This is a genomic window from Lewinellaceae bacterium (genome assembly GCA_020636105.1).
Taxonomy (GTDB): Bacteria; Bacteroidota; Bacteroidia; order Chitinophagales; family Saprospiraceae; genus BCD1.
On the sequence record JACJYL010000001.1, the window covers coordinates 2899454 to 2925196 of the forward strand.

Sequence of the window (25743 nt, forward strand, 5' to 3'; positions counted from 1 at the left end):
GCGTATCGGGATGTCATTTCATTCCACTGGTTGCTATTACTGAAGACTAAATTAAACATCGTTAAATTAACCTATATAATGTTACTAAAATTAGCGTGGAGAAATATTTGGCGAAATAAGCGGCGTACCATGATTACGGCGGCGTCTATCTTTTTTGCGGTTTTGTTCTCTGTATTCATGAACTCCATACAAAAAGGGGCATGGATTCGGATGCTGGACAATGTGGTCAACTTTTATTACGGCTACGGCCAGATTCAAAAAAAAGGATATTGGGAAGATAAATCCATCAATAAATCGCTGACACTAGATGACGATTTGTTGAAACTCAGCGATGAAATCCCCGGTTTAAAAGCATTGGTTCCCCGCCTTGAATCCTTTGCGTTAGCCTCCTATGGCGCTCAAACAAGCGGGATGCTGGTCGTTGGTGTCGATCCCCAACAGGAAGACGAACTCACCAATTTAAAAGGCCGGCTGGTGGAAGGTGCTTATTTTGATAAAAAGGATCAAAGCGTGCTCATTGCCGAAGGAGTAAAAGAAATGCTCAAGATTGAATTGGGTGATTCCCTCATTCTGATCAGTCAGGGATATCATGGCATCAATGCGGCGGGGAAATATCCGGTAAAGGGGGTAGTGAAGTTCAACTCTCCGGAATTAAATAAAAGAATGATCTATCTGCCCCTGGAAGCAGCTCAATATTTTTTCGGCGCCCCCAATCTGGTATCTTCCCTGGCCATGAAACTGGATGACCAGACAAGCCTGCCCGGTGTAATAAAAGCCCTAGATACCCGACTGGATACGGCAAGTGAATACAGGGTCATGGCCTGGAAGGAAATGCTGCCCGAATTGGTCGAAGCCCAAAAGACAGACGCCGCAGGGAATTATGTCATGTTACTGGTTCTTTATGCCATTATAAGTTTCGGAATCTTTGGCACCATTCTCATGATGGCAAAGGAGCGGGAGTACGAATTTGGCATCTTGATCTCCATTGGGATGAAACGCTGGTTGCTGGCGGTTTCGGTATGGCTGGAAATAGTAATATTAGGGCTCTCCGGAGCAGTTTTGGGCCTTCTGGGGGCTGCTCCTTTGGTTTATTATTTCAAAGAAAATCCACTTGATTTTAGCGGAATGTCAGAAGATATGACCGCTGCTTATGAAAAATGGGGCTTTGACCCGATTTTCCCGGCCACCTTTGAATGGCAGATATTTATATGGCAGGCGGTTATCGTGTTTTTGATCACTTCTGTTTTAGCCACTTTTGCGATGTGGAAAATTTGGAGGCTTAATCCAATTGAGGCGATGAGAGGATGATCAAAAGTGAAAAGGGTAAAGTAAAAAGATTAAGGTAAGGCATAACAGCATAAACAATAAAACAATGTTATTAAAAATTGCATGGCGGAATATATGGCGGAACCCTACCAGGAGTTTTGTTGTAATGGGCGCCATTATCGTTGGGGTTTGGTCTGTGATATTTTTGGCCAGTATGGCTTCCGGGATGGCAGACAGTTATGTAAATAATGCGATCGACAATGAGGTCTCTCATATACAAATACATCACCCGGATTTTCCAAAAGACAAAGAAGCAAAATTTTATCTGAAAAATATTCAGGAGCTTATCTCTCAATGTGAAAATGTGGAAGGAGTAAAAGCCGCGTCTGGGAGGTCTTTGTCCAATGCCATGATTGCTTCAGGGAAAAGCACCCGGGGGATTCGTGTTTCAGGAATAATTCCGGAGAAAGAAATCCTCGTAACCGGTATCAGTGAAAAAATAGTAGAGGGAGAGTATCTGAGTGATAAGGGTAAAAGCCCTATCCTGGTCAGTAAAGTAACCGCTAAAAAATTAAACCTGAAACTGCGATCCAAGGTAGTCATTACCATGCAGACCCTCCATGGCGATATTACTGCCGGAGCTTTCAGAGTAAGCGGCATTTTTGAATCAGGAGACAACATTTATGACGAGTCTGTATGTTTCGTCCGGATGGAGGATCTGAATAACCTGCTGGGAGAAAAAGATATTGGTCATGAGATAGCTATAAGACTGGATAACCTTCAGCTTTTGGATACTACTCAAATATTGCTGCAACAGGCTTTCCCTGATTTATCCGTACAATCCTATAAAGAAATTTCCCCGGAACTGGAACTTTTCCAATCGCAAATCAGGAACGCTTCACAAATTTATATGTTCATCTTCATGCTGGCCTTAATATTTGGCATTATCAATACCATGTTGATGACCGTGCTTGAACGGATCCGGGAACTGGGAATGCTTATGGCAGTAGGGATGAATAAGATCAAGGTGTTTTTTATGATCATGCTGGAAACCTTAATGCTGGCTTTAATTTCAGCGCCCATTGGTTTGCTTTTGGGTTATATATTGACATCTCGCTTAAGCAAAACGGGCATAAACCTGGCGCTTTTTTCAAAACAAGGAATGCAGGAATTTGGAATGTCCACGTTCATTTATCCAAGTCTCGAAACTGCAATTTATCTCGACCTCGCTGTAGCGGTAGCCCTTACGGCTTTACTCGCTTCTATTTATCCGGCTTATAAAGCCATAAAATTGAAACCTGTGGAGGCGATCAGGAAGATATAACTGGTTGCTGGTTTAAAAAAAAAAAAATCATCTTATAAATAATTGAACGATGAAAGTTATAGAAACAAAAGATCTCAAAAAAATATATAATCCTAAAACCATTCCTGTTAATGCGTTGCGCGGGGTGAGCCTTGACATAAACGAAGGTGAATTTACCGCGATCGTAGGGCCTTCGGGTTCCGGAAAAACGACCCTTTTGAATATCATTGGCGGATTGGATCGGCCGACGGAAGGCAATGTGATGGTTGGAGGGCAGGATATTTCCCAACTGAGCGACAATCAACTCATCAATTTCCGAAGAAAAAAAATCGGGTTTGTTTTCCAGGCCTATAACCTGATACCGGTTTTAACGGCAAAGGAGAATGTCGAATTTGTGATGCTTTTGCAAAAGAAATCCCAAAAGGAGCGTGATGCAAGAACGGCGGAATTACTTAATGCGATTGGCCTGAATACAGAAAAAGACAGGCGTCCTTCCAAGTTATCAGGTGGACAGCAACAGCGGGTGGCGGTAGCAAGAGCCTTGGCTTCACGGCCTGCTTTCATCCTCGCTGATGAACCTACTGCGAACCTGGATTCTGTTTCAACGACCAATTTACTGGACATCATGTCCCGACTGAATAAGGAAGAAAATATGACTTTTGTCTTTTCCACCCACGATCAACGGGTCATTGACAGAGCAAAACGCGTGATTACCCTCGAAGATGGAATGATCGTTTCTGATGAGACTAAATAAAATACATAAAAGCATGCTGAATCGGATATTATCCCTATTGCCGGGGATACTGTTTTTCGCTTTTCAATTATCCGCGCAGAACGACAAGGTAGTCCTGAGTGGTTATGTGAAAAACATGCAGACCGTCATTTTTTTCAATAACTCCTATCCCAACGCGCAACAAACAGCGTTCACCGACACAGTTTTCCTCGACCAGCTGATCCACCAGCGGCTGAATTTAAATTGGTATCTCAATGACAAATTCACCTTGAAAGCTGGGTGGAGAAACCGCCTTTTTTTAGGAGATTTTGTCCGATCTACCCCTGGATATGCGGAACAGGTTGACAAAGCGTCCAATGATTACCTCGACCTTTCGGTTTTGGTCATTGATCATCCTTCTGTCGTTTGGCACAGCGTACTGGATCGCTTATACCTGCAATATTCATCAGGCGACTGGGAGGTGCGCCTGGGACGCCAACGAGTCAATTGGGGCATCAATACCGTTTGGAACCCCAATGATATTTTCAATGCTTTCTCTTTTACCGATTTTGATTATGAGGAACGGCCGGGAAGCGATGCCGTCAGGGTGAAATACTATACGGGAATTTCTTCCAGTATTGAAGTCGCCGCCAAAGCTGCCGACAACATCAATCAGGCCGTTATTGCCGGGTTGTGGAAATTCAACAAATGGAATTATGATTTTCAAATGTTGGGAGGTTATGCCAAAGACGACATCGTCCTTGGCGGCGGCTGGGCCGGCAACCTCAAAAATGCAGGGTTCAAAGGAGAGTTCAGCTGGTTCACCCCCTTAACCGATAAAAACGAAGAGGATGCTTTTACGGCCACCATTGGCGTAGACTATTCCTTTGCCAATTCCCTTTATCTTAACGGAGGAGCGCTATACAACAGCATGGGTTCTTCTCTGGGAGATGCCTCTACCCTATTCTCTTTTGAATTGTCGGCCAAAAATCTTTACCCTTACGAATGGGCCTTTTTCGGCTCAGCCAGTTATCCATTCACCCCACTGATCAACGGGGGGCTGGCCCTGATTTACAGCCCGGTGAAATCCCAGGCTTTATTTTTAAACCCGACCCTTACCCTTTCCATCAAGGAAAACTGGGATCTGGATTTGATCGGGCAAATCGTTTTTGACAAAAAAGAAAAATATGGCAGCTCCCTGCAGGCTGCTTTTTTGAGGTTGAAGTATAGTTATTGAAAATTAAGCTTTTTACGCCATTGACGGCCTGACTCTGAGTCAGGCCGTCAATGGCGTCCCGCCCCCCTCCCCCTCTATAAAAGCCACGAAATCTAAAAACGTGACGGCAAATAGCTCAATAAATTTACTTTTTAACTTTCCCGGCCATGTTCGGGCCTTCTCAAAAAGCAAAATACAGTTTACCAACCCCGGAAAATTTTGATTGAATATCAAGTTCCGCTTTCCCGGCAGGTACCAGGTATTCCAAACCAAAAGACAGGCCAAATCCTTTATACAACGGAACATCAACCATCAATTTCGGAACCAGGCCTTTGAATTTTTCCGAGAAGGAAATTTCGTGTACGGCCCTCATGCTGCCAAAATAAGGATTTCCTATCACCGTTCGCACCTGCTGTTCCCTGCTCAGATTGAACCGGGCACCTAATCCCGCATGCAGTTTTATGCTTCGGGCATTGAGCAATGTCCGGTAAGCCGAAACATCCAGGGAAAGGCTTTGCTGGGCAATGTCAAGGGTGTCATAATAAGTATCGAAATTATCGGACCAGTCAGGGTACCACTGGTTGGCAACAGCCACGTCCAGGGAATCGTGATAACTGAAGCTTCTTTGCATCTGAACATCCAGGCCAACCAACGTTTTTGAATTCAGACTGTAAAGCATTTGGATCGACTGACCGGCCGCTTTTGGTGTCCGTGGATCGCCCTCCAGGGCAATGGTTTTTCCCAATGGGTAAGTCAGTCCCAAAGCCACACGTCCGTGTAGTTTATTATTCTTTTTTACGTCCACCTCTTCCGGTAGGGCCTCATTGGCCACCAAAACGATTTTTTCCGGAAGGCCGAAAGGATGTTCCCCGGTCACTTCAGCAAGAAGAGTGGGCAACACAATAACCCTGGAGAACGAACGGCTGTAAGGGACTTCATCCTTAAAATCATTACTATTTTCATTCGCAAGTGAAGTTCCCGGGGTGTCCATATTTTCCATTTCGGAATGGTCTGTTTCGTAAATCCGGCCGGGGTCCTGTTGAATCATTGATGGGAATTCCCGGCTGTTGTCAAAAGTCCGTTTAGTCAAAGATTTTGTTGCTTGAGAGAGCGGTTTTTGCACGGTTTCATTTAACAACAACCGGGAAGCATCAACAGGAGTGGAGATTTGATCATTCATCTTCCGTTGCTTTTCATCGACCGGTATTGCCATTTCAGATTTTACAGTTTCCAGGGTACCCGGCTGCTGTTTTTTCAAAATCACATAAGGAATAAGTGCAGCAGCTATCAATCCGCCAAGCGACAACCAAAAGATAAAGAAAAACCGTCTTTTCCTTGGCGGGTGCAATTGTTTAAACACCACTTGCCAGTCTTCCGGGCGGTAGTCAAATTCCTGCGTTTCCGACAGCATGTCTTTTATATGTTCAAATTGCATATCACTCATTCCGTCACTAAATTTTGAGCAGTAATCAATGCTTTCATTTTGCTTTTTGCCCGCGACAAATTGGATTTCGAAGTTCCTTCGCTAATATTGAGCATTTCGGCAATTTCCGAATGTTTGTAGCCTTCCACCATGGCCAGGTTAAAAACCACCCCATAAACGGGAGGCAGGCTGCGGATCATTTCCAGCAAGGAGTGGTAGTCCATTTTGGAAATTATTTCCGTCGGGACGCCTACATTGCCCGCCGTATCCAGGGCAACCGGGGGCGGTCCCTTTCTTTCATAAAACTTCCGGTAATGATCAATGGCACAGTGGACAAAAATTGGTTGTATCCAGTTTTTGAAAGGCCCTTTGAATTCAAATTTTTCTATATTCCTGAAAATTTTCACAAAAGCATCGTTGAATATTTCACCGGCTTCCTCCCTATTGTAGGCATAACGCGAACAAATAGTCAGCCCGTAATTGTAAAATAACTTATACAATCGCTCCTGGTCCGCCGGGTTGTTTTTTTTACAACCTTTAATGATATTTTCAAGGTTTTGATCCACGTTCAATAGAGCCTTTCCATATTTTGGGTTCGTCAATTTCCGATAAACGCATTAAAAGTACCATTTTCCAGTTGGGAAATCTCGGCGTAGCCGCAGGAAAAAATATAACACTTACCGTAAAAGGTACCGGAAACAATCATTCCAAGGTTTGTTTCGAGGACCTGACGAATCTGAAAATGGTTTTCGGGAGTAGGGAAACCCATCGCGTAAGGTTCATAATCAGGATAATCCGTTTCGTAATAAGTAGTAATCACCCTGGCGTAGTGGTCGCCTTCATCATAATCACCTTCGTGGAGGAAACGAGTCTTGAAATCTTCCGGATCATTATAGGAATAAGTGTCCGTTTCCGGGTCAAGGCTGACATAATTCAGCGCCTCTTTCCTGATCAGCTGGATGTAAATGGACCGGCCTTCAGTGTTCGGGAGCGGGTATTCGATGTCGAGTATCAAAAAAACCGAATCCACATCGTAAGGCACATCCGTCCAGGCGAACTGGCCTTCCGCATTAAAATAAGATCCCAGGAATTTTGAATAACGCAATTTACCCGCATTAGCCGGTTCCTGTAATAAATTGGTATAAGTTTCAGAACCCCCTTCCGCCTCGTTGTACCAACTGCTCAAAGCCGTTACTTTTACGTTTAAACCCATGGTAGGCAAAAGGAACGGGGTGGAAATGTTATCGTCGTTGATGTCACAGTTGCCAAAAAGCAAAACAGGAATAGCGAACAGCAATAATTTCTTCATATCAAGGGTGTTTAAATGGTTAATTAATCTTCTGATTACCTAACACGCCGGATTAATAGAAAGGGTTGCGTAGGGGTTAAATTTAGTTGTTTTTTGAGTTCCAGTTGTTCTAATGGAGCGCAGTCACATACCTTACCGCAGGTCGGGAGGATTCAAAGTAATTAAGCGGTTCCTTTAAGTTATAGAGTGATTTTAAAAGTATAAAAATTCTTTTAATACTGGAATTGAATCGGGAAGCATGTTTAAAATTCAGGATTTTTGAAAATAAGCTTACTTCCAATAGCAGAAAAGTTATCTTTACGCATTAAAGAAAAAAATAAAAGAATCAACATATGTTGCTATCAATGACCGGCTACGGGCGGGAAACCCAAACCTTCAAGCATAAAACGATCAATATTGAAGTGCGCTCCCTAAACAGTAAATTCTCTGACCTGCGGTTAAAATTTCCCCAAAATTACAAGGAAAAGGAACATGAAATAAGACGCATCGTTTCCGAAAAAACCCAGCGTGGAAAAATCGACGTCCTGATCGAAACCACCTCGCTCCAGGGGGATGATGAATTTGGATTGAACAAAGCCCTTTTCAGAAAGTATTTTGAAGAATTGAGCGCCCTTACCGAAGAGTTGGGTGCCCCTCGTGAAGACCTGACGGCAGCGATCATTCGTTTGCCCAATGTAGTCGCTACCGAATCTAAAAGTATCGATGAAGAAGAATGGGAATTTGTGTTAAAAGTTCTTGATGTGGCCCTCAATAACTTCAAGCAATTCAGACTCGCAGAAGGCGCCGTGCTGGAAGAGGATCTGAAATCCAAAACCAACAGAATCATCGAATTGCTGGAAAAAGTCGATCCATTCGAAAAAGAACGCATTGAAAAAATCCGAAAGCGCATGCGCCAAAATCTTGACGACTTCTTCGGCAAAGAAAATGTGGATGAGAACCGCTTCGAACAGGAAGTCATCTTTTATCTTGAAAAAATTGATATCTCCGAAGAAAAGGTCCGCCTGGCTCAGCATTGCAAATACTTTTTGGAAGAATTGGATAAAAAGAACACCGGCAAGGGACGCAAACTGAGTTTTATCAGCCAGGAAATGGGCCGGGAAATCAATACCCTCGGCGCAAAAGCCTATTCATCTGAAATCCAGCGTCATGTGGTAGATATGAAAGACGAACTGGAAAAAATCAAAGAACAATTGGCCAACGCAGTATAAAGATCATTATATAAAATGGCTTAAAAATAAAACCCGGCCCTTATTACTAAAGAGGCTGGTGGAATGTATTCATGAGGAAATTAGTAATTTTTACGGCACCTTCGGGAGCAGGCAAAACGACTATCGTCAGCCATCTGCTCAGGAAAATAGACTCCCTGGCCTTTTCCGTGTCGGCAACTACCCGCGAACGGAGACCCAATGAAATAGATGGAGCATCCTATTATTTTTTAACTCCGGAATCCTTTAAACAAAAAATTGCCCAAGGGGATTTCGTGGAATGGGAAGAAGTCTACAAAAATCAGTTCTACGGCACGCTAAAAAGTGAGGTGGAACGATTGTGGGCAAATGACAAAAATATTATCTTTGATATTGATGTGCAGGGTGCGATGAGTATTAAAAAGGCTTTTCCTGACGAATCCCTGACGATATTTGTAAAACCGCCGAGCCCGGATGTACTCCTTAAACGCCTTGAAGGGCGAAAAACAGAAACTCCGGAAAGCTTGAAAAGACGAATTGAAAAAGCCTCTCTTGAACTGGGGTACGAAAAAAAATTCGATACCATCCTGGTCAATGACGATCTCGATTCGACGCTAAAAAAGGCGGAGAAAATTGTAAAGGATTTCATTAAGGAAAACTAAGCTCTCCGACATGTGTTAATTTTATTACGTTTAAGAAATTTTAATCAGATACCAAAACGGAAATAACTTTTCAATGAATACGCTGATCACAGATGGTATTGAAATAAGTGTTGAAGCTTTTTATCAAAAGGACTACTCTCGTCCTTCCAAAAAGCGTTATGTATTCAGTTACCGTGTCCGAATTTTTAATTTCAGAGAAGATTCCGTACAGTTGCTGCGTCGCAAATGGCACATCTTTGATTCAGCCGGTTTCATCCGCGAGGTAGAAGGAGAAGGCGTCATCGGGGAACAACCGATCCTTCCTCCTGAAGGCAGCCATGAATACGAATCCTGGTGCCCGCTGACCACTCCAATCGGAAAAATGGACGGCAGTTTCCTCATGGTCAGCCTTGAAACCAACGAAACATTCTCCGTCCTCATCCCGGAATTTCGCCTCATCGCACCGTTTAAATTAAACTAAGGATTGCTGTTTGTTCGTTATTTGATCTAGAGACCATACCTTCGCTACGCTCGGCACCGGGCTATCCACTGCGTTACTATCCCTTGTTCTGTCGCAGATCCCGTACACGATAGTGTCGGGACTCATCCTTGCGCCGACCTACGCTATCCGCTCCGGCAAGAAATACTCAAAGAGGAAAGTCAAAAATTCAAGTCTAACGATTCAATTCCGGTATTAAAAGAATTTTTATACTTTTAAAATCACCCCATAACTTAAAGTAACAACTTGAACAATGCCGATCTGCGGTACGATGTCGCTACGCTCCATTGAAACCACTTGAACCATTGAAACCATCCATCCTCAAACCACCGCAATACACTTCAGCTCAATGGCAATGGGTGTGGGCAAAGAATCAATCCCCACAGTAGTACGGCACGGTTGATTGTCTTTGAAGTATTCCGCATAGATCCGGTTGTAAGTGTGAAAGTCGCGCTGCATATCGGTGAGAAAAACAGTTACATCCACAAGATCCTCCCATTTGGCCCCGCTGGCCTCCAGGACGACTCTTACATTCTGAAATACCGAGTGGCATTGTGCTTCAAAATCAAATTCAGTGAAATTTCCGGCAGCGCTTCGTGCCAGCCCCGGAATTTCATCGTTTTCCGGACGGCGTGGGCCTATGCCTGATAAAAACAATAAATTCCCCACTTTACGTGCATGAGGATAAAGGCCTACCGGCTTCGGTGCATTTGCAGCATCAATTTTTTTATTTTCTGACATAATTGGTTTATTAAGCTTAATTTGATGACAAATTTACCGCTATTTCCAGGTAAAAAGGCAAAAATCCGCCCGGTATGATAATTGATACCCCTTGCTAATCAGAACATACGGCCTAACTTTGCTGTTTCACTAATGAATAAAGCTTGATTCCCAACCAGAAACGAGCAACCAAACCAGAAACGAGCAACCAGTAACCAGTAAAGTAACCAGTTTCCAGTAACCAGCAACCAGTTTCCAGCACATGATTCAAAATATACTCGCAAAAATCTTACTGGCCCCCTTTTCCCTACTTTACGGTTTGGGCGTTAGCCTCAGGGATTTTTTCTATCGCCAGGGGTTATTAAAATCCATTGAATTCAACCTGCCGGTGATTTCTGTGGGGAATCTTTCTGTCGGCGGAGCCGGAAAAACACCACACATAGAATATCTCATCCGTCTTTTGCATGAATACCTGAACATTGCTACCCTAAGCCGGGGTTACAAACGCAAAACAACAGGATACATTGAATTGCACCCTTCGATGACGGCAGAGCAGGGAGGTGATGAACCTATACAGTTTAAACGAAAGTTTCCCGATGTGATGACGGTCGTTTCAGAAAACCGCGCCTTTGCCATTCCCAAATTGCTGATGACCCGACCTGATATTGAACTGGTGCTGCTGGACGATGCTTTTCAACATCGCTCCGTCAAGCCAGGACTCAATATTTTGCTGACTGAATTCAGCCGGCCTTTTACCAAAGACTTCCTGCTTCCTTCCGGTCGACTGAGAGAATGGCCATCTGCTTATGAACGTGCAGATATTATCATTGTCAGCAAATGTCCCCCGGAAATATCCTCCAGGCAGAAAGAGGAATTCAGGGAGATGATCAAACCCTTTCCTCACCAGGAATTGTATTTTTCCTATTACGATTACGATCCATCCTATTATATTTTCAATACAAAGTACAGGGCCGATTTACAACCGGACTGGGACGTTCTCCTGATCAGTGCCATTGCCCGGACGGACTACCTGCTGGATTACCTGAATAGCAAAGTGAACTCGGTCAAAGTACTCGAATATGAGGATCATCACCTGTTCGACAAGTTTGATATGGCCAACCTTAAAGCCCGATTCGAAGACATGGAATCCGAAAAAAAGATCATCCTCACCACCGAAAAAGATGCCATGCGCCTGGAATTGCACAAAAAATTCATCATTGACAGCAAATTACCTGTCCTGGTGCTTCCCACGCAGGTAAAATTCCATGACGAGGACGGAGACCGTTTTGATGAACAAGTTCGGGAATACATCAAAAATTTCACCCTCTAAAAAGTAAACCCAAAGAATTCCTTCCCTCTTTGAAGCATTAGAGCATTGTAGCATTCTTCGGCCCGAACAAATCCAACAACCCTTTTTGTAGCTATCCTGCTTTTAATTACCTTCACCATCAAATTATTCAAACTCAATCCATGTTGCTGAATCTATTGTACGATTTTCTCAAGATTGTCGTTTTGTTGATCCTGCGTATTTTTTATCCTTATACTACGGTGATCAATAAAGATGGACTCAAATTTGACCACCCAACCATTGTCGTCAGCAACCATCCGAATACCCTGCTCGATGCAGTAGGGGTGGCGGCCCGGGTAAAAAAGAGGTTGTTTTTCCTGGCCAATGCCAGTCTTTTTGCACATCCTGTAGCGAATTGGTTACTCAACAGGCTTTATTGCATTCCCATCATGCGAAAAGAGGATGCGGAAAAAAAGAAAGTAAACAACAACGAATCCTTTCAGCGAAGTTTCGATCATCTCGCCGGGGGCGGCTCAATGTATATCGCCCCTGAAGGCTCCAGTTTTATGGAACGCCGGCTACGCCCGATAAAATCAGGAACGGCCCGGATAGCCCTAGGTGCAGAGGCCGACAATGGCTGGAACATCGGGGTCACCATTCTCCCCATAGGGCTTACCTACTCCGATCCCCATAAATTCGGTACCCGGCTGGTGTTTAACGTCGGTGCAGCAATCCCGGTTGGTGATTACCGGGAAGATTTCGAAAAAGACCCGTTAAAAGCAACCACCAGCCTGACCCAATTGCTGCAAAACAGAATGCAGTCCCTGATCACCAACACCATCGATGACGAAGAGGATGAATTATTAAGAAAACTGGAAACCATCGACCTCTCCGAGTCAAATAACCTGGAGCAGGTCTTTGCCAATACCCAAAACCGCATCACCTGGTTAAGAGCCCTGGAAAAAGAGGCCTGCCAGGAGATTAAAGAAAAGACCAAAGAATATTTTGAGCTACTGGATGCAAAAGGAACCAACGATAAAGCCGTCTGGCTTCAGAAAAACAAAAACCTGGTCGGGCAATTTGGAATGAGGGTCATTTTGGCCATACTTGGTTTACCTTTCTTTTTGTACGGTAGCCTCAATCATATTTTTGCGGTGGGAATCCCGGCTCTGGTTACGAAAATGGCCCGGCTTTATATCGGGTATGATTCCACCCTGAAATCCCTGGTCGGGCTTTTCACCGTTCCTCTTTTTTATATATTGCAATACCATTGGGTAAAGTCATGGTTTGATGTTTCGGTTGCTGCTGTTTACCTGATCACCCTTCCCCTGGCGGGATTATTTGCATGGAAGTTTGCTTCCTTTTTAAAATTGACCTGGGCGGTCTTCCATTTTACAAAATTGAGGAAGATGGAAAAATTACCCCTGCTGAAATCTCGTGAAACCCTAAAGGAAATGATCCAACGGTAATCACATAAAGAAAATAAAAGGGCTTCAAAAAAATAACCTTGCAAAAAATAATTTTAATTCTTTTCCTGGTCTCTCTGGCTGTTCAGTTATTTTTTTGGCTGGGGATCTTTTCCCGCCTGGCCTTCTACAAAGCTGGAAAGGCAAACACGCCATCAAAGCTGGGAGTGCATAAAAAGCCGGTCTCTGTGATCATCTGTGCGAGAAACGAAGCCGAAAACCTGAAAAAAAATTTGCCTTCTATCCTTCGCCAACACTACGATTGCTTTGAGGTAATTGTAGTCAATGATAATTCTTCCGATAATTCTTTGGAAATTCTTTTGGAATTTCAATTTAAATTTGACAACTTTACAGTCGTTAATCTACAACAGGCTACACTACCTGGGAAAAAAGAAGCTTTAAGTGCGGGAATAAAACAGTCCCGTTTTGACATTGTTCTACTTACCGATGCCGATTGCAGGCCCTCCAGTGAATACTGGATCGAAAAAATGCAGGAGGCAATCAATGATCCCATTGAAATCGGTTTAGGACACGGTCCATTTTTTTTTGAAAAAAGCTTTTTAAATCTTTTCATTCGCTTTGAGAGTATTTCCACCGCTATCACATACCATTCTTTTTCATTAGCAGGCATTCCTTATATGGGTGTTGGGCGTAATTTGATCTATCGTAAATCACTGTTTGAAAAAACAGGCGGTTTCCAAAAACATGCCCACCTGGCTTCCGGCGATGATGATTTGTTCATCAATGCCGTAGCTCATAAAAGTAATACTGCACTCATTTTAGAGCCCACCGCTTTCGTTTTTTCCAAAGCAAAAAGCAGTTGGCCAGGCTACTACTATCAAAAAATTCGACATCTCACTACAGGAAGTAGGTACAAACTGCAACACAAATTGCTTCTTGGTGCGCTTTCAGCGAGCCATTTTGCATTTTATGCCGGTTTGTTCATCCTGCTTTTCAACAACAGCTATCAGATGATAGCCTTAGGTAGTTATTTGGTGAGAATGACAGTAGTACTCTGGCTAAGCCGGCGAATGTTGAAGATCTACAATGATCTGGGTCTTTGGAAATTTTTCCCCTTATTCGACGTCTTATTCATTTTTTACTACCTGATTTTCTCGCCTGTTTTATTAACAGGAAACACGAAAAAACAATGGAAGTAGTTGCAAAAACTAACTTATCAAAAAAAGCCCTTGAGGATTACGAATTGGTAAAAAAAGCGACCAATGGCGACCAAATGGCCTACAGTATTCTCATGGATCGTTACCGCAATTCGATTTACCATCTTATGCTGAAAATGAGTGGCGATTCTGAAGATTCACACGACCTTACCATTGAGGCCTTTGGAAAAGCTTTTATTAAATTGCCTTCTTATGTGCCGCGTTATGCTTTCAGCACCTGGCTGTACAGAATTGCTATTAACAATTGTATCGATCATGTCAGGAAAAAACGCTTCAACATTATATCAATTGACGAAACGTTGTTTGAGGACACCGACCTGACTTTTTCCACAAACATGGAAGCTTATTGCCTCAACCCTGAGGATGAGATCATCCGGGAACAAAGGCTTTTTCTGATTCGAAAACTGGTCAATCAACTCAATAAAAAATATCGCCTCATGATCGAGTTGCGTTTTTTTGAGGAGCTGAGTTACGAAGAAATCGCTCAGGAACTGAGCATTCCTCTCGGAACGGTAAAAGCCCAACTCTTCAGAGCAAAGGAAATATTGTTTGAATTGATCCAGCAACCGGGGGCAAGTGCTCATTTTGATGCCACTTACGTCAAGGCTGCCGTTTAAAAATATCTTCATAATAATTTCCCTCAATGGAAATAATAATAGCAATTATTTAGAAAGGCCCGCTTTTGGCGGGCCTTATTTTTTTCAGGCAGGTTAAATAAAATATACGATCAGCCCTTCATTACTTTCCGCACCAAAACGGATTGATCGCCTTGGGTAATTTCCAAAATGTATAACCCGTTTTTCATCTCCGGCAAATGAATTTTCCCATTGAGAGGGATGACTCTTGAAAATACCTGCTTGCCCGACAGGTTGTAGAGTTTTAGTACCGCTCCTTCCATATTCTCCTGCGATGTTATGCTCAGCGTATCCGAAAAAGGATTGGGACTCACGGAAATTCGATCCTGGTCCGACAAAAAAGGCACGTCATTGACATTTTCGCTAAATAACCAGGCATAGGCATCCGGAAACTCCCGGCGCCAGTACCATTCACTATGCTGACCGTCAGGATGAGTGACCACCAACACCTCTTCCGATCCAAACCCGGCATTGTGAAGGGTGGTTTCCATGGCTTCCAGCTCCTGTACAAGGGAAGCACTTTCCTGTTCTCCGCCAAGTAGATAAAATTTCATGTCGTACTGCTTGCCCGTAGTCTGTACATGAGTGTACACTTGATCTGAAAACCAGAAGGAAGGAGAAAAAATACCCGCTTTACTGAAAACATCCTGGTGTTCAACTGCCGCATAAAAAGAGATGAGTCCCCCCAGGGAACTTCCCATGATCCCTGTATTGTTCCGGTCGGATTTTGTCCGAAAATTTCCATCAACATAAGGCTTGAGGGTCTCCACGATAAAATCGACATATTCGTCTCCTTCCCCGCCGCCATATTGGTTATTCACCCATGGGGAATATTCATCAATACGGTGTCCGCCCCCATTATCAATACCGATCACGATGACCCCCTGGTCGCCGTTTTCAAACAATGTATTGAGGGATTCATCCACCTCCCATTCTCCCGAAAAGCTCGTATTTGCATCAAACAGATTTTGTCCGTCCTGCATATACAAAACGGGGTAGGTTTTGCTGGTGGTTTCGTAATCCGGGGGCAGGTAAAGCCATATCCTTCGGTTACGGTTGAGTTGGGGAATCTGAAAGTCTTCTGAAAGGATATAAGCGTTCCAGGTCAGCGTTCCGTTACTGCCTCCGTTACCTTCCCAACCGGCAATACTGAGATCAACAGATTGTTGCCCACCTCCGTAATAGAGGGTTCTGTTAGGGATAAACTGGCCCTGCGCATTGCCTTCTACGGTGGGCCAGCTGCCTCTTGTAAATTTAAACTCCAGGTTACCCACCGAAGGAGAGAAGGTAACATGATAAGCTCCGTTACCATCATCAGTCAATACATAACCGGAATCACCAGGGTTCCAGTTATTAAAATTCCCGGCGATATAAATGTCATCATTTACGGGGGTGTTGCCCGGTATGGAGGTGACATTGATCGTCAATTGAGCGATTAATACCTGGCTGATGAAAAGCATCATAACCAGCCAGCCATTTTTGAGGATTGAAAATTGTACCATTTAATTAATTTAATTCCGTTTAGGATTTTTGAAAAGGCAAAGGTATGCCTGTTCTCAATTTATGATGCAAAAATCAGGTACAGTTTCTCATCGAATGTAAAAAAAGGAGAAGAAATTTCAAATAACCAATAGCAAAATGGAATTGCCGTTAAAAAAGTTTTCATTGGGTCGCTTCAATTACTGAAAAAGTCTTCTCCCGAACCATGTTTGTAATTCTTTTACAATCGTCGTGTTATCCCAAAACTCAATAGTGAGATGCCATACCCCACTTCTCCGAATAAACTCGTTTTGGGTTTTATCAGGAACCTTGCTCCCAGGAAAGCCGAAGTCATGAAACTTCCTTTAACAGGTTTAAAATTCAGATGTTTTTTAAGTAATGTGATATTACCGCGTAGGATATCAACATGGGAAATCGTATAGGCAAAATTCATTCCCCCGTAAAGATCCCACTTTTCAAAATAAGTGGAATGCACGGCGAACCTGCCCCCTACCAGGTAGAATTTGTTCTGGAATTGTTCAAAATCCCCATCATTCATCAAATCGGCAGCACTTCTCACCCGTGTATGTCCCGCGATAAGCCCGACACTGTAACGTTCATTGAGGCGATAGTTCATTCCCAGCATTACCGGGGGAAATTCCGTGTGTATCTGATCCTTGACAAAAGTCGGGATCACCCCCACACTGACAAAGCCTTCCAAATACGGGTATCTTAATTTTTCACCCTGAGCTAATGCAGCGTGTACCGTTAAAATGCATATAACCAAAGAGAGTACATTTTTGATTTTCATGGTTTTTTATTTTTTATTTTTTTAAAATATGGTTTTAAAACCGGTTACCTATATAAAAGCCGCGAGATGCCTCCGTGTGACTTTTTTATGCTAACTTTTTTCAGACCTCCGAGACCTGGCGGCGGCGGGCTGGGCGCTGAAGGGAGGAGGGCAGGCGAAAAAAAGTTGAGCTTTTTTTGTCACGTTTGGCAAGTTCGCGGCTTTTATATAGGAAAGGATCATATTCATGAGTACATACAATATGGAAAATATGGGACCTTATATCATGACGGTGAAGCAATTCGGAAATTCATTTTTACCGGTTTTGCTGGACAACCTGGTGAAGGAATATCACTTCCAGAGGGAAGATGCCTTATTGGTAGGCAAAAGTGTGCTCAAAAAACTGGAATGGAAATTTTCCGAGAATAAAAGGCAGCCTGTTCAGGTTTTTCAAGAAGCAATAAGTAATATTGTAACTCGAGAAACCAACAAATACAGGCGGTTAATGGAAAAAAATTTCGGACTATCGGAAGACGCTTTTAATGAAATGATAGAGAAGATGCAAAACGGAGATGAAAGTTTGTTTGAAGTCATTTTTCTCTCTCATTTCGAGTTTTGTCTGTCTTATATACAAGCCAAATACAATGCAACCTACGAAAACGCATATGATTCTTCTATGAATGCCATGTTATCCTTTTGCAGAGGGCTAAAGGAAGGAACTATTTCCTATGGAAATTTACAATTCCTTTTTACCCAGATGGCCGGGCAGTTCTACTTTAAATGGATTCGTAAAGAAAAACCTAAAGAACCCCTTGAAAACATAGATATCCCGGAAGAAGAAGATTCCTTCGATGAAGCAAACCTCAATACTCTAGACAAGGCATGGAATCTTTTGGGAAAGGATTGCCGGCAACTGCTTGAAAACTTTTATTACAGAGACGATCAACTCAAGGAAATAGCCAAAAAACATGAAAAAAGCCCATCGGCCATGCGCAAACAAAAACAACGTTGCATTGAAAAGCTGAGGGAGTATTTTAAACAAATGAATCATTAAATTATGGAAAGTTCAAAAAAATTTACGGATGAAAATCTCGAAGGAGAAGCATTGGAAGCTTACACGGAACAGTTTCTGCGCGCAAAATTCGACAGGGACCGAAAAAATCGCTGGGCCAAAATGCTGGCAGAAAAACACGGAGTCGCTCCACCTGTACGTGGACAGGTCAAAAAGAAAACCCGCACCCTCTATCTCTGGATAGGTGCGGTAGCGGCCGCCATTTTGCTTTTGTTCATTTTCAAACCAGCCTTTTTACAATTTCCAACGGGAGGGTATCAACAAATGGCCGATAATTTTTTGCAGGAAGACTTTTTTCAAAACCAGGACATATCAAAGGGAGAACTGAATATAGCACAATTGAAGTTAGACGCTGCCTCCGCCTATAACCGAAAAGATTTTACGACATCAATTGATCGTTATGAGGAGCTGTTATCCTCGGGCCAGGCTGAATCTCAGCACATTTTTTTCCTCGGCTTAAGCTACCTGTATGGAAAAAATTATCCAAAAGCCATTGAAATGCTCACGCTTTTTCTAGAAAACAAAGATACCCTCAACTTTAAACAGGAAGCTCAGTGGTTTCTGGCTCTGGCCTACCTCAAAAACGAAGAACCCGATAAAGCCAGGACATTTTTAAAAATGGTCAAAGAAGGCCACTGGAATACTGAAAAAGCAACGCAATTACTCGAAGCCCTGGAATAATCAGGTATATCAGGCTGATTTATACCGCTACGGCCGACAAGGATTTATTGACAAAATACATATCGATTTGTCCTTTATTCTTGGCATCCACTTTGCCCCGGTATTCGCAATCGAACTTATACCGAACCAGGTTGAAGGTTGATTCTGAAATATTGACTTTTCCTGGTAAACTCTTGGATTCCATCCTGGCCGCAATATTCACGGTATCCCCCCAAATGTCGTAGGCAAATTTATTCACTCCCACAACCCCGGCAACCACCGGACCGGTATGTATACCAATTCGGGCTTCAAAATAAGGCCGTCCCAAACGTATTCGTTCCTGCTTATGTTCTTCCAGGAATTCCTGGATTTCCAGGGAAGCCCGCACAATATTATATGGAATGGATTTTCGATCGCTCAACCCGCTGGCGCACATATAGGCATCTCCAATGGTTTTGATCTTTTCGATATCATCGTATTGAGAAATAATAAAATCAAAGGCTTTAAAACAGGAATCGAGTTCTTCCACCAATTCTTCAGGAGTAAGCTGTTCGGAGATCTGGGTGAAATTTTTGAAGTCCGTAAAAAGAACGGTCACCTCATTGAATTTCCGGGCCTTGGCTTTTCCGAATTCTTTGAGCTCGCTGGCAATAGAGGCCGGCAAAATATTGAGCAATAATTCATCGGAACGTTCACGTTCCTCTTCGATCAGTTTATTTTTATCAGAAAGCATATTGGCCGCTTTTCTTTTAGAGCGATAACGGGCATAAAATAAGATCAACAACAAAAACAAAAAAACGGCGGCCACAAGTGTCTGGTTCCTTAAGTTCCTGCTTTGGGTAGCCTCAAGTTCACTTTTCTGGGCGATCAGCTTGCTTTGTTCGGCCTCCAATGTGGCTTCAGTCAGTGCTGTTCTTTGTTCAAGGGCTTCCCGCGACAAACTCTTTATCTCCTTCTCTTTCTTTTTGGCTACTTCCTCTATTTGTTTTTTTTCTTCCGCAATCGTCAATATTTCCTCCTGTTTTGCAGAGATTTCCTGTTGCTTTTTTTCATTCGATTGCAGCAACTGAGCCTGCCTTTCTTCCAGTACGGTTTTATCGGTGGAAAGCTGGTCGCTCTGAAGCTTTAAATTATTGATGGCAAAAGTTAGCTGATCCTTTTCCTTTTCAAGTTCCCGCTTTTCCTTTTCCAATTGAGCTTTTTGACGTTCAAACTTGCTGTCCAGATCACTCATCGTCGTTCCTTTCTGACTAAAATAGGTAAAGGCTTCCTGGTTTATTTCGTAAGCCCTTCGGTAATTACGTTCCTTTACGGCCACCGCACTTCTTTTGGTAGTGGCCTGGATGAGCAAATCCGAATACCCTGCCGCCTTGGCAAAATTTTGGGTACTTTTGAACCACACCTCGGCATTCCTTGAATCCCTGTCCCGCTCATATCCCTTTCCGATCACATACGCAGACCGGGCGGCCATCCCGTCGTTGCCTTTTGAAATGGCCTGGTTGTGGGCAGCCTTTCCATAATCTATACTTTTGTCAGAATCAACGCGTAGATAAGCTTCAGCAAGCTGGAAATTCAACACCATCTTTTCCTCTGTTGACGTTGCTTCACTTAATGATTTCTCCAGTTCTTCAATGGATGTATTTTGTCCATAAACAAAACATGACAACAAAAGAAAAAGAAGGCTGTAAATGAATTTCATTTTCATTAATATTTATTTTTCCGGGAGACCGGCTGACAAAAATACGAAATAGTAAAAAAAATATTGTAAAAACACGTAAATACTCTCTCAGTTACCCTTTTTAGAAGTATCCCTTTGCATCAATTCCAGGGATGAATCACGAAAAAAAGGTTTTACGGGTACTGAATCTTTGATAGGAATTATTTTTGGCAACTCGGGTTTATCCGGAATGAGAGGTCTGTTTGAAGTGTCTCTATTCAGTCTTGCCTCAACCAAAAGGATGGAGTCCGCAATTACTCCGGCTGCTTTAAGAACTTTCTCCCTGCAGGCATTTCGTTTTTCTGACTTATATTGTTCCACCCTTTCATTAAGCTTTTCCAGGATCACCTGCTCACGCACCGAACTTTCGTTCTCCTGTGAACAGGAAAACAGGAAAAAAGCAAGGACACCAACCAATAAATAGGTTTGAAGACGCATATCAGCGAAGTATGACATTTATAGGCCCAAAAATACATAAATCCGGCCATTAAGTCTCTTGTCAATAATTTTTTCGCTAAAGTTTAAACGTCGTCCAGAATGTTATGCAAAAGTATTGGAGTAGCAACAGTCTTTTAACGGCCCTCCTGTGGAGCTCAATCCGAAACCAAAAAAAATTAAAAACGATAATAGGCTCCCAACTGCAGCCCGACCCCATACAACTTATTGGAAAAATCTTCAGTGGATACGACAGGGGTTACACTTTTTCTGAAAACGGGCTCAACAGAAAACCGAACAGAAGGACTCAGGTCATAGGCCAGATTTGCACTTAAAACCAAATCAAATCCCGTCTTTCGGGTCTCAGTAAATTGCCGGGTGACTCGCGGTTGATTGTACCGGCGGAATCTCATATTTTTGGAACTGATTTCGGCTTCCAGCACAGTGGTATTCAAAATGTTCAGGGCCAACCCGGTTTGAACACCATACTTCAGTCTTTTGGTGCCCCATTCATAACCAACCAAAAGAGGAATATTTACAAACTTCAATTTTTGCCGGGTGATGACATCCAAAAGGATATTTTGCCCCTGGCTGAGTTGATCGCTGGAAGATCGGCGAAAATCTACTTCCAAATCAGCACTCCCATAAGAAGATGGAACACTCAGCGCGTAGGTGCTTTGGTACTCATCCCCTACCTGAGTTTCAATGGAATGATCATACTCAATCCGGAAAATCTGCCGGGAAATCAGCCCCGCTTTAAAAAGCCCGAGACCTGTACTGATTTTCCAATGATCCCCTATCAGAATTCCAAATTTGATGCCTGCCTCATTGGACCATTGTTCTTTTTCAAATGATCTGAACCATAACGGTCCTCCCGAGGATTTGGTAATCCCGGAAGTCAAATTCGGTGCAATGTAGCCCCCCGCGTAAAAAGACAATTTTTTTACCGGGATGACAGGAAGTGCAGTTTCCTGTATCCCGCCAGGGAACAGCTTAATCGGTCGCTCAGGTACATAAATAAAAGGGATCGGCAACGCCAACCGGGAAACCATCACTTGATCATTCAATCCACTGCTTCTAAATTTTTCCGTTTTTTGAATATTCTCATCGTTTTTTCCTGATTCCGGAAGATCAATCCCCGCCATGTCGTTTTTACCGTTCTGTGCCGATGCCGAAAAGATCGTTTGGTCCGGCGTTTTTGCCATTTTATTGATCCGTTTATTGGTTTTTTCTGTAACCGGAAAGGCTGACAAATCCTCTTTTTTTAGAGGAGCTGCCGAAGAAGGAGAGATTTGTTTTGTAAAAGAAGATTCCTGAGGAATATCCGTATGGTCTTCAGGAGATTCTTCTGTTTTATCAGAGATTGCCCCTATGGTTTCGGGGGTAATGTTGTCTTTTTGTGAAGCCTGATTGAGTAATTCAATTTCCTGTGCCTGCAAGCGAATGTCTTCATTGAGTGCTCTGTTCTGAAACCATAAGAAAAGGGTCGAACCCAGCATACCAAGTAACAGGATGCCCAATAACAATTTTGTCCGGGAAAAGGAAAAAATCCCTCTGCCCACAGGAGTGGCGGCCTCGATCCTGCCCCATAAATCATCCGAAGGGATATCCCATCCGTCCGGTGCCGGAGCATCGGGAAGATTTTCAAATTCCTTCCTGAAAAATGAATCCAAATTGTCATTATGTAAATTTTCTTCCATAGCGGAATTTCTTTGTCTTTATGATGAATGGGGCCTTTAACCCACTAAATTTCTTTCAAGCATTTTTCTGAGCATGGCTTTTGCCTTGGATAGTTGAGACTTGGAAGTACTTTCCGTAACCTCCATCTGTTCCGCTATCTCCTTATGCGAAAACCCTTCTATTACATACATATTGAAAACGGCTCGGTAGCCCGGCGGTAATTTTTGAATTAATTGGGTAAGTGCTTTGGCCCTGAGATCGCTCAAAATGACTTCGTCCGCCTGGTGAGTGTCTGCGATTTCGGTAATTTCAACCGTATAGCCTTGCCTGTTTTGCTTTCTGATATGTTGCAGTGCCGTATTGACCATCACCCTTCTCATCCATCCCCCCAGAGCGCCTTCTCCCCTGTACTGGTGAATATCAGCCATGATTTTCACAAAACCATCCTGTAATATATCCTCAGCTTCCGGACGGTCTTTGGCATAACGAAGACATATACGAAAAAGAGAAACCTTGTACAATTCGTACAATTGTCGTTGGGCTTTTTTGTCTTTTTTTACACAGCCGTTAATGAGTTTTTTTTCGTCGCTCTCCAATTAAAAGTATTTTTATCCTGTTCCCTTTGACACAATGGTGCATAAACGTTTAAAAAGGTTGCCTGAATTTAAGCATTAAAAATTCAACTTTCTTTAATAAATCCGCAAAAACCTCTTTTCTTGTGGGTGGATCAAATCAGCAAATCGTTCTACCATGGTTTCAGTTGACATATTAATACGTTTTATCCTGGCCCTCGTCATGCTGGGGGTGGGAATGTCGATTGAGGCCTCCAATTTTAAAGGAGTATTTCAACGCCCCAAATCATTCCTCCTGGGACTTTTTTCCCAAATGGTGGCCTTACCCGCCTTTGCTATCCTGATGGTTTACCTGAGCCCGCTGTCCCCAGAGTTTAAAATAGGGATTATTATTTTATCTCTTTGTCCCGGTGGCAATATGTCCAACTATATTTCTTACCTGACCCGGGCCAATACTGCCCTGGCCATCTCTCTTACCACCATAAATGGCCTGCTAACGGTCTTTACCATCCCGCTTGTCAGCAACTGGGCTTCAAGAACCTTCCGGGGCCAAGAAGAATGGTTCTCCCTCCCCTTTCTTTCCACGGCCATGGAAATTTTTCTGCTGATCCTGCTGCCTGCCGCCATAGGTGTTTTAATCAGATACTTCCGCCATGAACTGGTGGAAAAAATAGAAAACCCCGTAAAATGGATTACTTACCTTTTGCTGGTCATCATGTTTTGTATATTGTTTTTCGGACGCGAGGCACAGGGCGGATTGAATTTGACTTTTGAGGATATTTATAAAATCCTGCCGTTCACCCTGGCACTCAATTTTTTCGGCATGCTGTTCGGTTATTATTTTGCTAAATGGAACAAACTCTCCAAACGCAACGGCATCACCATTTCTATTGAAACAGGGCTCCAGAATACAGCCCTCGCACTTTTGGTCACCGGCACCCTGCTCAACGACAGTGAAATGGCCAAGCCTGCCCTGATCTATGCCGCTTTTAGCTTTTGGACCACCCTGGGATTCGCCTATTTTATGAAAAAACGAACAGGATTAAAATAAAAAACCAATTTGAAAAATTCCTGAAATGCTGCATTGTTTAAGGTTCGAGCGGTTCCAAGAGTTCCAAGGGAGCATAGCAAAAACCCTACCACAGGTCGGGAGAGTGCCTCAATCTCCTTCAATCTGACTCAATCTCTATATACTCATTCTTCCCGGAAGCATTAAAAAGTGATTCGTTACCAATATTCCCAAAACCACCTGGGAGCCCAATTACTACCCAAAAGGGCTAAAATTTAACACCATGCGCCATTATGTCATGATACATCAATCTATTTAAGCCATTTTGTCACAAAGAATACTACTTTCCTGCCTACCTGGCTTCACTATCTTCATGGCACAAATATTGACCCCGGGAAAGTGTATTCATTAATTATTAAATCAATAAAAAATCAGATAAAATGTTAGTTGTAAGACCTACTTCAAGACCACAGGCAAGACCTGTTTACACAAGACCTCAGCTGGTAGATTTGAATACCAATGTAAAAGTGAATGTTATTGAACTGGAAACGGAATACCAGTTGGAATTAGCTGCGCCGGGACTGACCAAGGCCGATTTTGAGCTGCAAGTTGAAAAAGAATTGCTGACTATTTCTGCCAAAAAAGACCAGGCTCCGCAAGAAGGGGTTAAGGTTTTGAGAAACGAATTCGGAAAATACGATTTCAAACGTTCTTTCCATTTGGCCGATACCATTAATACTGAAAATATCACCGCTTCATACACGAATGGCATCCTTAAAGTCGTTTTAGCTAAAAAGGAAAAAGAAGCGCCGAAAGTGGTAACAGTGAAGTAAAGATGTTGATCTGTTTATGTTAGGAACACTTGAAGTTTAAAGAAACTACAGGAAATCGGAAAGTAATTCACATAAATGAGTCGGAAAATTAAATTGACAAAAATCTGACAATCAAAAGAAATCTTTCCAATCAAAGCATTGTTTAAAAATTAGATTATAGATTATGAAATTTGATAATAAAAATAATCCCTTTGCCAAGGCAGGGATATTCGGAGAACTCCTAGATGAGTTTTTAAATACAGACATCACCAAATTTATGGGGGTTGATCTGACGGCTTCAAATCCGAGAGTCAACGTGTCTGAGTCTGCCAATGATTTCGTTATCGAGTTGGCAGCTCCGGGACTTGAGAAATCCGATTTTGACCTCAATATAGTGGAGGGCCGTTTAAAAATCAGTGTGAACAAACCACTCAAAGAAGAAGACGATAAAGATCGTAAATTTTTGAGACGTGAGTTCAACTACAATACGTTCACCAGAAGTTTTTCACTTCCGGAATCGGTTGATGCGAATGCCATTTCAGCAAAATACGAAGGAGGAGTGCTGTTCATCACTATGGCGAAGAAAGAAGAAAATAAAGCTGATTTTTCGCGCAAGATCAACATTTCGTAGTGAACGAAAGATAAAGTTAGTTAATAGGGTTTTAGGTGTTTATTTG

General features: G+C 42.8%; 26 protein-coding genes. 16 read left to right on the top strand and 10 right to left on the bottom strand.

Annotated elements, in window-relative coordinates; translation table 11 throughout:
* The first annotated feature begins 78 nt into the window (after positions 1-78).
* From H6571_10880 to H6571_10895, 4 genes are all read left to right on the top strand, one after another.
* A complete protein-coding gene (locus H6571_10880) occupies positions 79-1308 on the top strand; it encodes an ABC transporter permease (protein ID MCB9324228.1) in 1230 nt (409 codons plus the stop codon).
* Between the two features lie 64 nt (positions 1309-1372).
* The gene (locus H6571_10885) at positions 1373-2590 is read left to right on the top strand and encodes an ABC transporter permease (GenBank protein MCB9324229.1); all 1218 of its coding nucleotides are present in this window, start codon (positions 1373-1375) and stop codon (positions 2588-2590) included.
* Between the two features lie 49 nt (positions 2591-2639).
* Positions 2640-3323 (top strand): ABC transporter ATP-binding protein, encoded by a 684-nt coding sequence (locus H6571_10890; protein ID MCB9324230.1) that lies wholly within the window; start codon positions 2640-2642, stop codon positions 3321-3323.
* A gap of 13 nt (positions 3324-3336) precedes the next feature.
* Positions 3337-4518 (top strand): hypothetical protein, encoded by a 1182-nt coding sequence (locus tag H6571_10895; GenBank protein MCB9324231.1) that lies wholly within the window; start codon positions 3337-3339, stop codon positions 4516-4518.
* A gap of 160 nt (positions 4519-4678) precedes the next feature.
* Here H6571_10895 and H6571_10900 read toward each other — a convergent pair whose 3' ends face one another.
* From H6571_10900 to H6571_10910, 3 genes are read right to left on the bottom strand one after another with little or no spacing between them, the layout of a single operon-like run.
* The gene (locus tag H6571_10900) at positions 4679-5941 is read right to left on the bottom strand and encodes a hypothetical protein (GenBank protein MCB9324232.1); all 1263 of its coding nucleotides are present in this window, start codon (positions 5939-5941) and stop codon (positions 4679-4681) included.
* On the bottom strand, positions 5938-6492 hold the full coding sequence (locus H6571_10905; GenBank protein MCB9324233.1) for a sigma-70 family RNA polymerase sigma factor: 555 nt from the start codon (positions 6490-6492) through the stop codon (positions 5938-5940). The genes H6571_10900 and H6571_10905 overlap by 4 nt, the downstream gene beginning before the upstream one ends.
* A gap of 26 nt (positions 6493-6518) precedes the next feature.
* Positions 6519-7229, bottom strand: a complete 711-nt coding sequence (locus H6571_10910; GenBank protein MCB9324234.1) for a hypothetical protein — start codon at positions 7227-7229, stop codon at positions 6519-6521.
* A 344-nt stretch (positions 7230-7573) separates the two neighbouring features.
* Between H6571_10910 and H6571_10915 the strand changes: the two genes are divergently transcribed.
* From H6571_10915 to apaG, 3 genes are all read left to right on the top strand, one after another.
* Positions 7574-8437: a YicC family protein gene (locus H6571_10915; protein ID MCB9324235.1), complete on the top strand. Its 864-nt coding sequence runs from the start codon at positions 7574-7576 to the stop codon at positions 8435-8437.
* Between the two features lie 71 nt (positions 8438-8508).
* Positions 8509-9075: a guanylate kinase gene (gene gmk, locus H6571_10920; protein MCB9324236.1), complete on the top strand. Its 567-nt coding sequence runs from the start codon at positions 8509-8511 to the stop codon at positions 9073-9075.
* A 73-nt stretch (positions 9076-9148) separates the two neighbouring features.
* Positions 9149-9535: a Co2+/Mg2+ efflux protein ApaG gene (apaG, locus tag H6571_10925; GenBank protein MCB9324237.1), complete on the top strand. Its 387-nt coding sequence runs from the start codon at positions 9149-9151 to the stop codon at positions 9533-9535.
* A 339-nt stretch (positions 9536-9874) separates the two neighbouring features.
* Here apaG and H6571_10930 read toward each other — a convergent pair whose 3' ends face one another.
* Complete coding sequence (locus tag H6571_10930) at positions 9875-10294, bottom strand: RidA family protein (protein ID MCB9324238.1); 420 nt, start codon at positions 10292-10294, stop codon at positions 9875-9877.
* 241 nt (positions 10295-10535) lie between these two features.
* Here H6571_10930 and lpxK point away from each other — a divergent pair, with 241 nt between their 5' ends.
* The 4 genes from lpxK (at position 10536) to H6571_10950 (ending at position 14822) form a co-directional block, all read left to right on the top strand.
* Positions 10536-11603, top strand: a complete 1068-nt coding sequence (gene lpxK, locus H6571_10935; GenBank protein MCB9324239.1) for a tetraacyldisaccharide 4'-kinase — start codon at positions 10536-10538, stop codon at positions 11601-11603.
* 140 nt (positions 11604-11743) lie between these two features.
* Positions 11744-13030 (top strand): 1-acyl-sn-glycerol-3-phosphate acyltransferase, encoded by a 1287-nt coding sequence (locus H6571_10940; GenBank protein MCB9324240.1) that lies wholly within the window; start codon positions 11744-11746, stop codon positions 13028-13030.
* Between the two features lie 38 nt (positions 13031-13068).
* The gene (locus H6571_10945; GenBank protein MCB9324241.1) at positions 13069-14187 is read left to right on the top strand and encodes a glycosyltransferase; all 1119 of its coding nucleotides are present in this window, start codon (positions 13069-13071) and stop codon (positions 14185-14187) included.
* Positions 14178-14822, top strand: a complete 645-nt coding sequence (locus H6571_10950) for a sigma-70 family RNA polymerase sigma factor (GenBank protein MCB9324242.1) — start codon at positions 14178-14180, stop codon at positions 14820-14822. The genes H6571_10945 and H6571_10950 overlap by 10 nt, the downstream gene beginning before the upstream one ends.
* Positions 14823-14932: 110 nt before the next feature.
* On the opposite strand, the gene H6571_10955 is transcribed toward H6571_10950, so the two are convergent.
* Together H6571_10955 and H6571_10960 are read right to left on the bottom strand one after the other, a co-directional pair.
* Positions 14933-16342 (bottom strand): T9SS type A sorting domain-containing protein, encoded by a 1410-nt coding sequence (locus tag H6571_10955; GenBank protein MCB9324243.1) that lies wholly within the window; start codon positions 16340-16342, stop codon positions 14933-14935.
* Positions 16343-16560: 218 nt separating this feature from the next.
* Positions 16561-17130: a hypothetical protein gene (locus H6571_10960; GenBank protein ID MCB9324244.1), complete on the bottom strand. Its 570-nt coding sequence runs from the start codon at positions 17128-17130 to the stop codon at positions 16561-16563.
* A 226-nt stretch (positions 17131-17356) separates the two neighbouring features.
* Between H6571_10960 and H6571_10965 the strand changes: the two genes are divergently transcribed.
* Positions 17357-18163: a sigma-70 family RNA polymerase sigma factor gene (locus H6571_10965; protein MCB9324245.1), complete on the top strand. Its 807-nt coding sequence runs from the start codon at positions 17357-17359 to the stop codon at positions 18161-18163.
* Positions 18164-18166: 3 nt separating this feature from the next.
* Positions 18167-18862 carry a hypothetical protein gene (locus H6571_10970; GenBank protein MCB9324246.1) on the top strand — a complete coding sequence of 232 codons (696 nt, stop codon included), beginning with the start codon at positions 18167-18169 and terminating at the stop codon, positions 18860-18862.
* A gap of 19 nt (positions 18863-18881) precedes the next feature.
* Here the strand turns inward: H6571_10970 and H6571_10975 are convergent, their stop codons facing one another.
* The 4 genes from H6571_10975 to H6571_10990 form a co-directional block, all read right to left on the bottom strand.
* Complete coding sequence (locus H6571_10975; protein MCB9324247.1) at positions 18882-20546, bottom strand: hypothetical protein; 1665 nt, start codon at positions 20544-20546, stop codon at positions 18882-18884.
* 81 nt (positions 20547-20627) lie between these two features.
* On the bottom strand, positions 20628-21014 hold the full coding sequence (locus H6571_10980; protein ID MCB9324248.1) for a hypothetical protein: 387 nt from the start codon (positions 21012-21014) through the stop codon (positions 20628-20630).
* Positions 21015-21172: 158 nt separating this feature from the next.
* On the bottom strand, positions 21173-22693 hold the full coding sequence (locus H6571_10985; GenBank protein MCB9324249.1) for a hypothetical protein: 1521 nt from the start codon (positions 22691-22693) through the stop codon (positions 21173-21175).
* A 36-nt stretch (positions 22694-22729) separates the two neighbouring features.
* Positions 22730-23269 (bottom strand): RNA polymerase sigma factor, encoded by a 540-nt coding sequence (locus tag H6571_10990; GenBank protein ID MCB9324250.1) that lies wholly within the window; start codon positions 23267-23269, stop codon positions 22730-22732.
* Between the two features lie 154 nt (positions 23270-23423).
* On the opposite strand from H6571_10990, the gene H6571_10995 reads away from it, so the two are divergent.
* The 3 genes from H6571_10995 (at position 23424) to H6571_11005 (ending at position 25697) form a co-directional block, all read left to right on the top strand.
* Positions 23424-24296 (top strand): bile acid:sodium symporter family protein, encoded by an 873-nt coding sequence (locus H6571_10995; GenBank protein MCB9324251.1) that lies wholly within the window; start codon positions 23424-23426, stop codon positions 24294-24296.
* Positions 24297-24694: 398 nt separating this feature from the next.
* Entirely contained in the window at positions 24695-25087 is a 393-nt protein-coding gene (locus tag H6571_11000; GenBank protein MCB9324252.1) for an Hsp20/alpha crystallin family protein, read from the top strand.
* A 163-nt stretch (positions 25088-25250) separates the two neighbouring features.
* The gene (locus H6571_11005) at positions 25251-25697 is read left to right on the top strand and encodes an Hsp20/alpha crystallin family protein (GenBank protein ID MCB9324253.1); all 447 of its coding nucleotides are present in this window, start codon (positions 25251-25253) and stop codon (positions 25695-25697) included.
* The last annotated feature ends 46 nt before the right edge of the window (positions 25698-25743 follow it).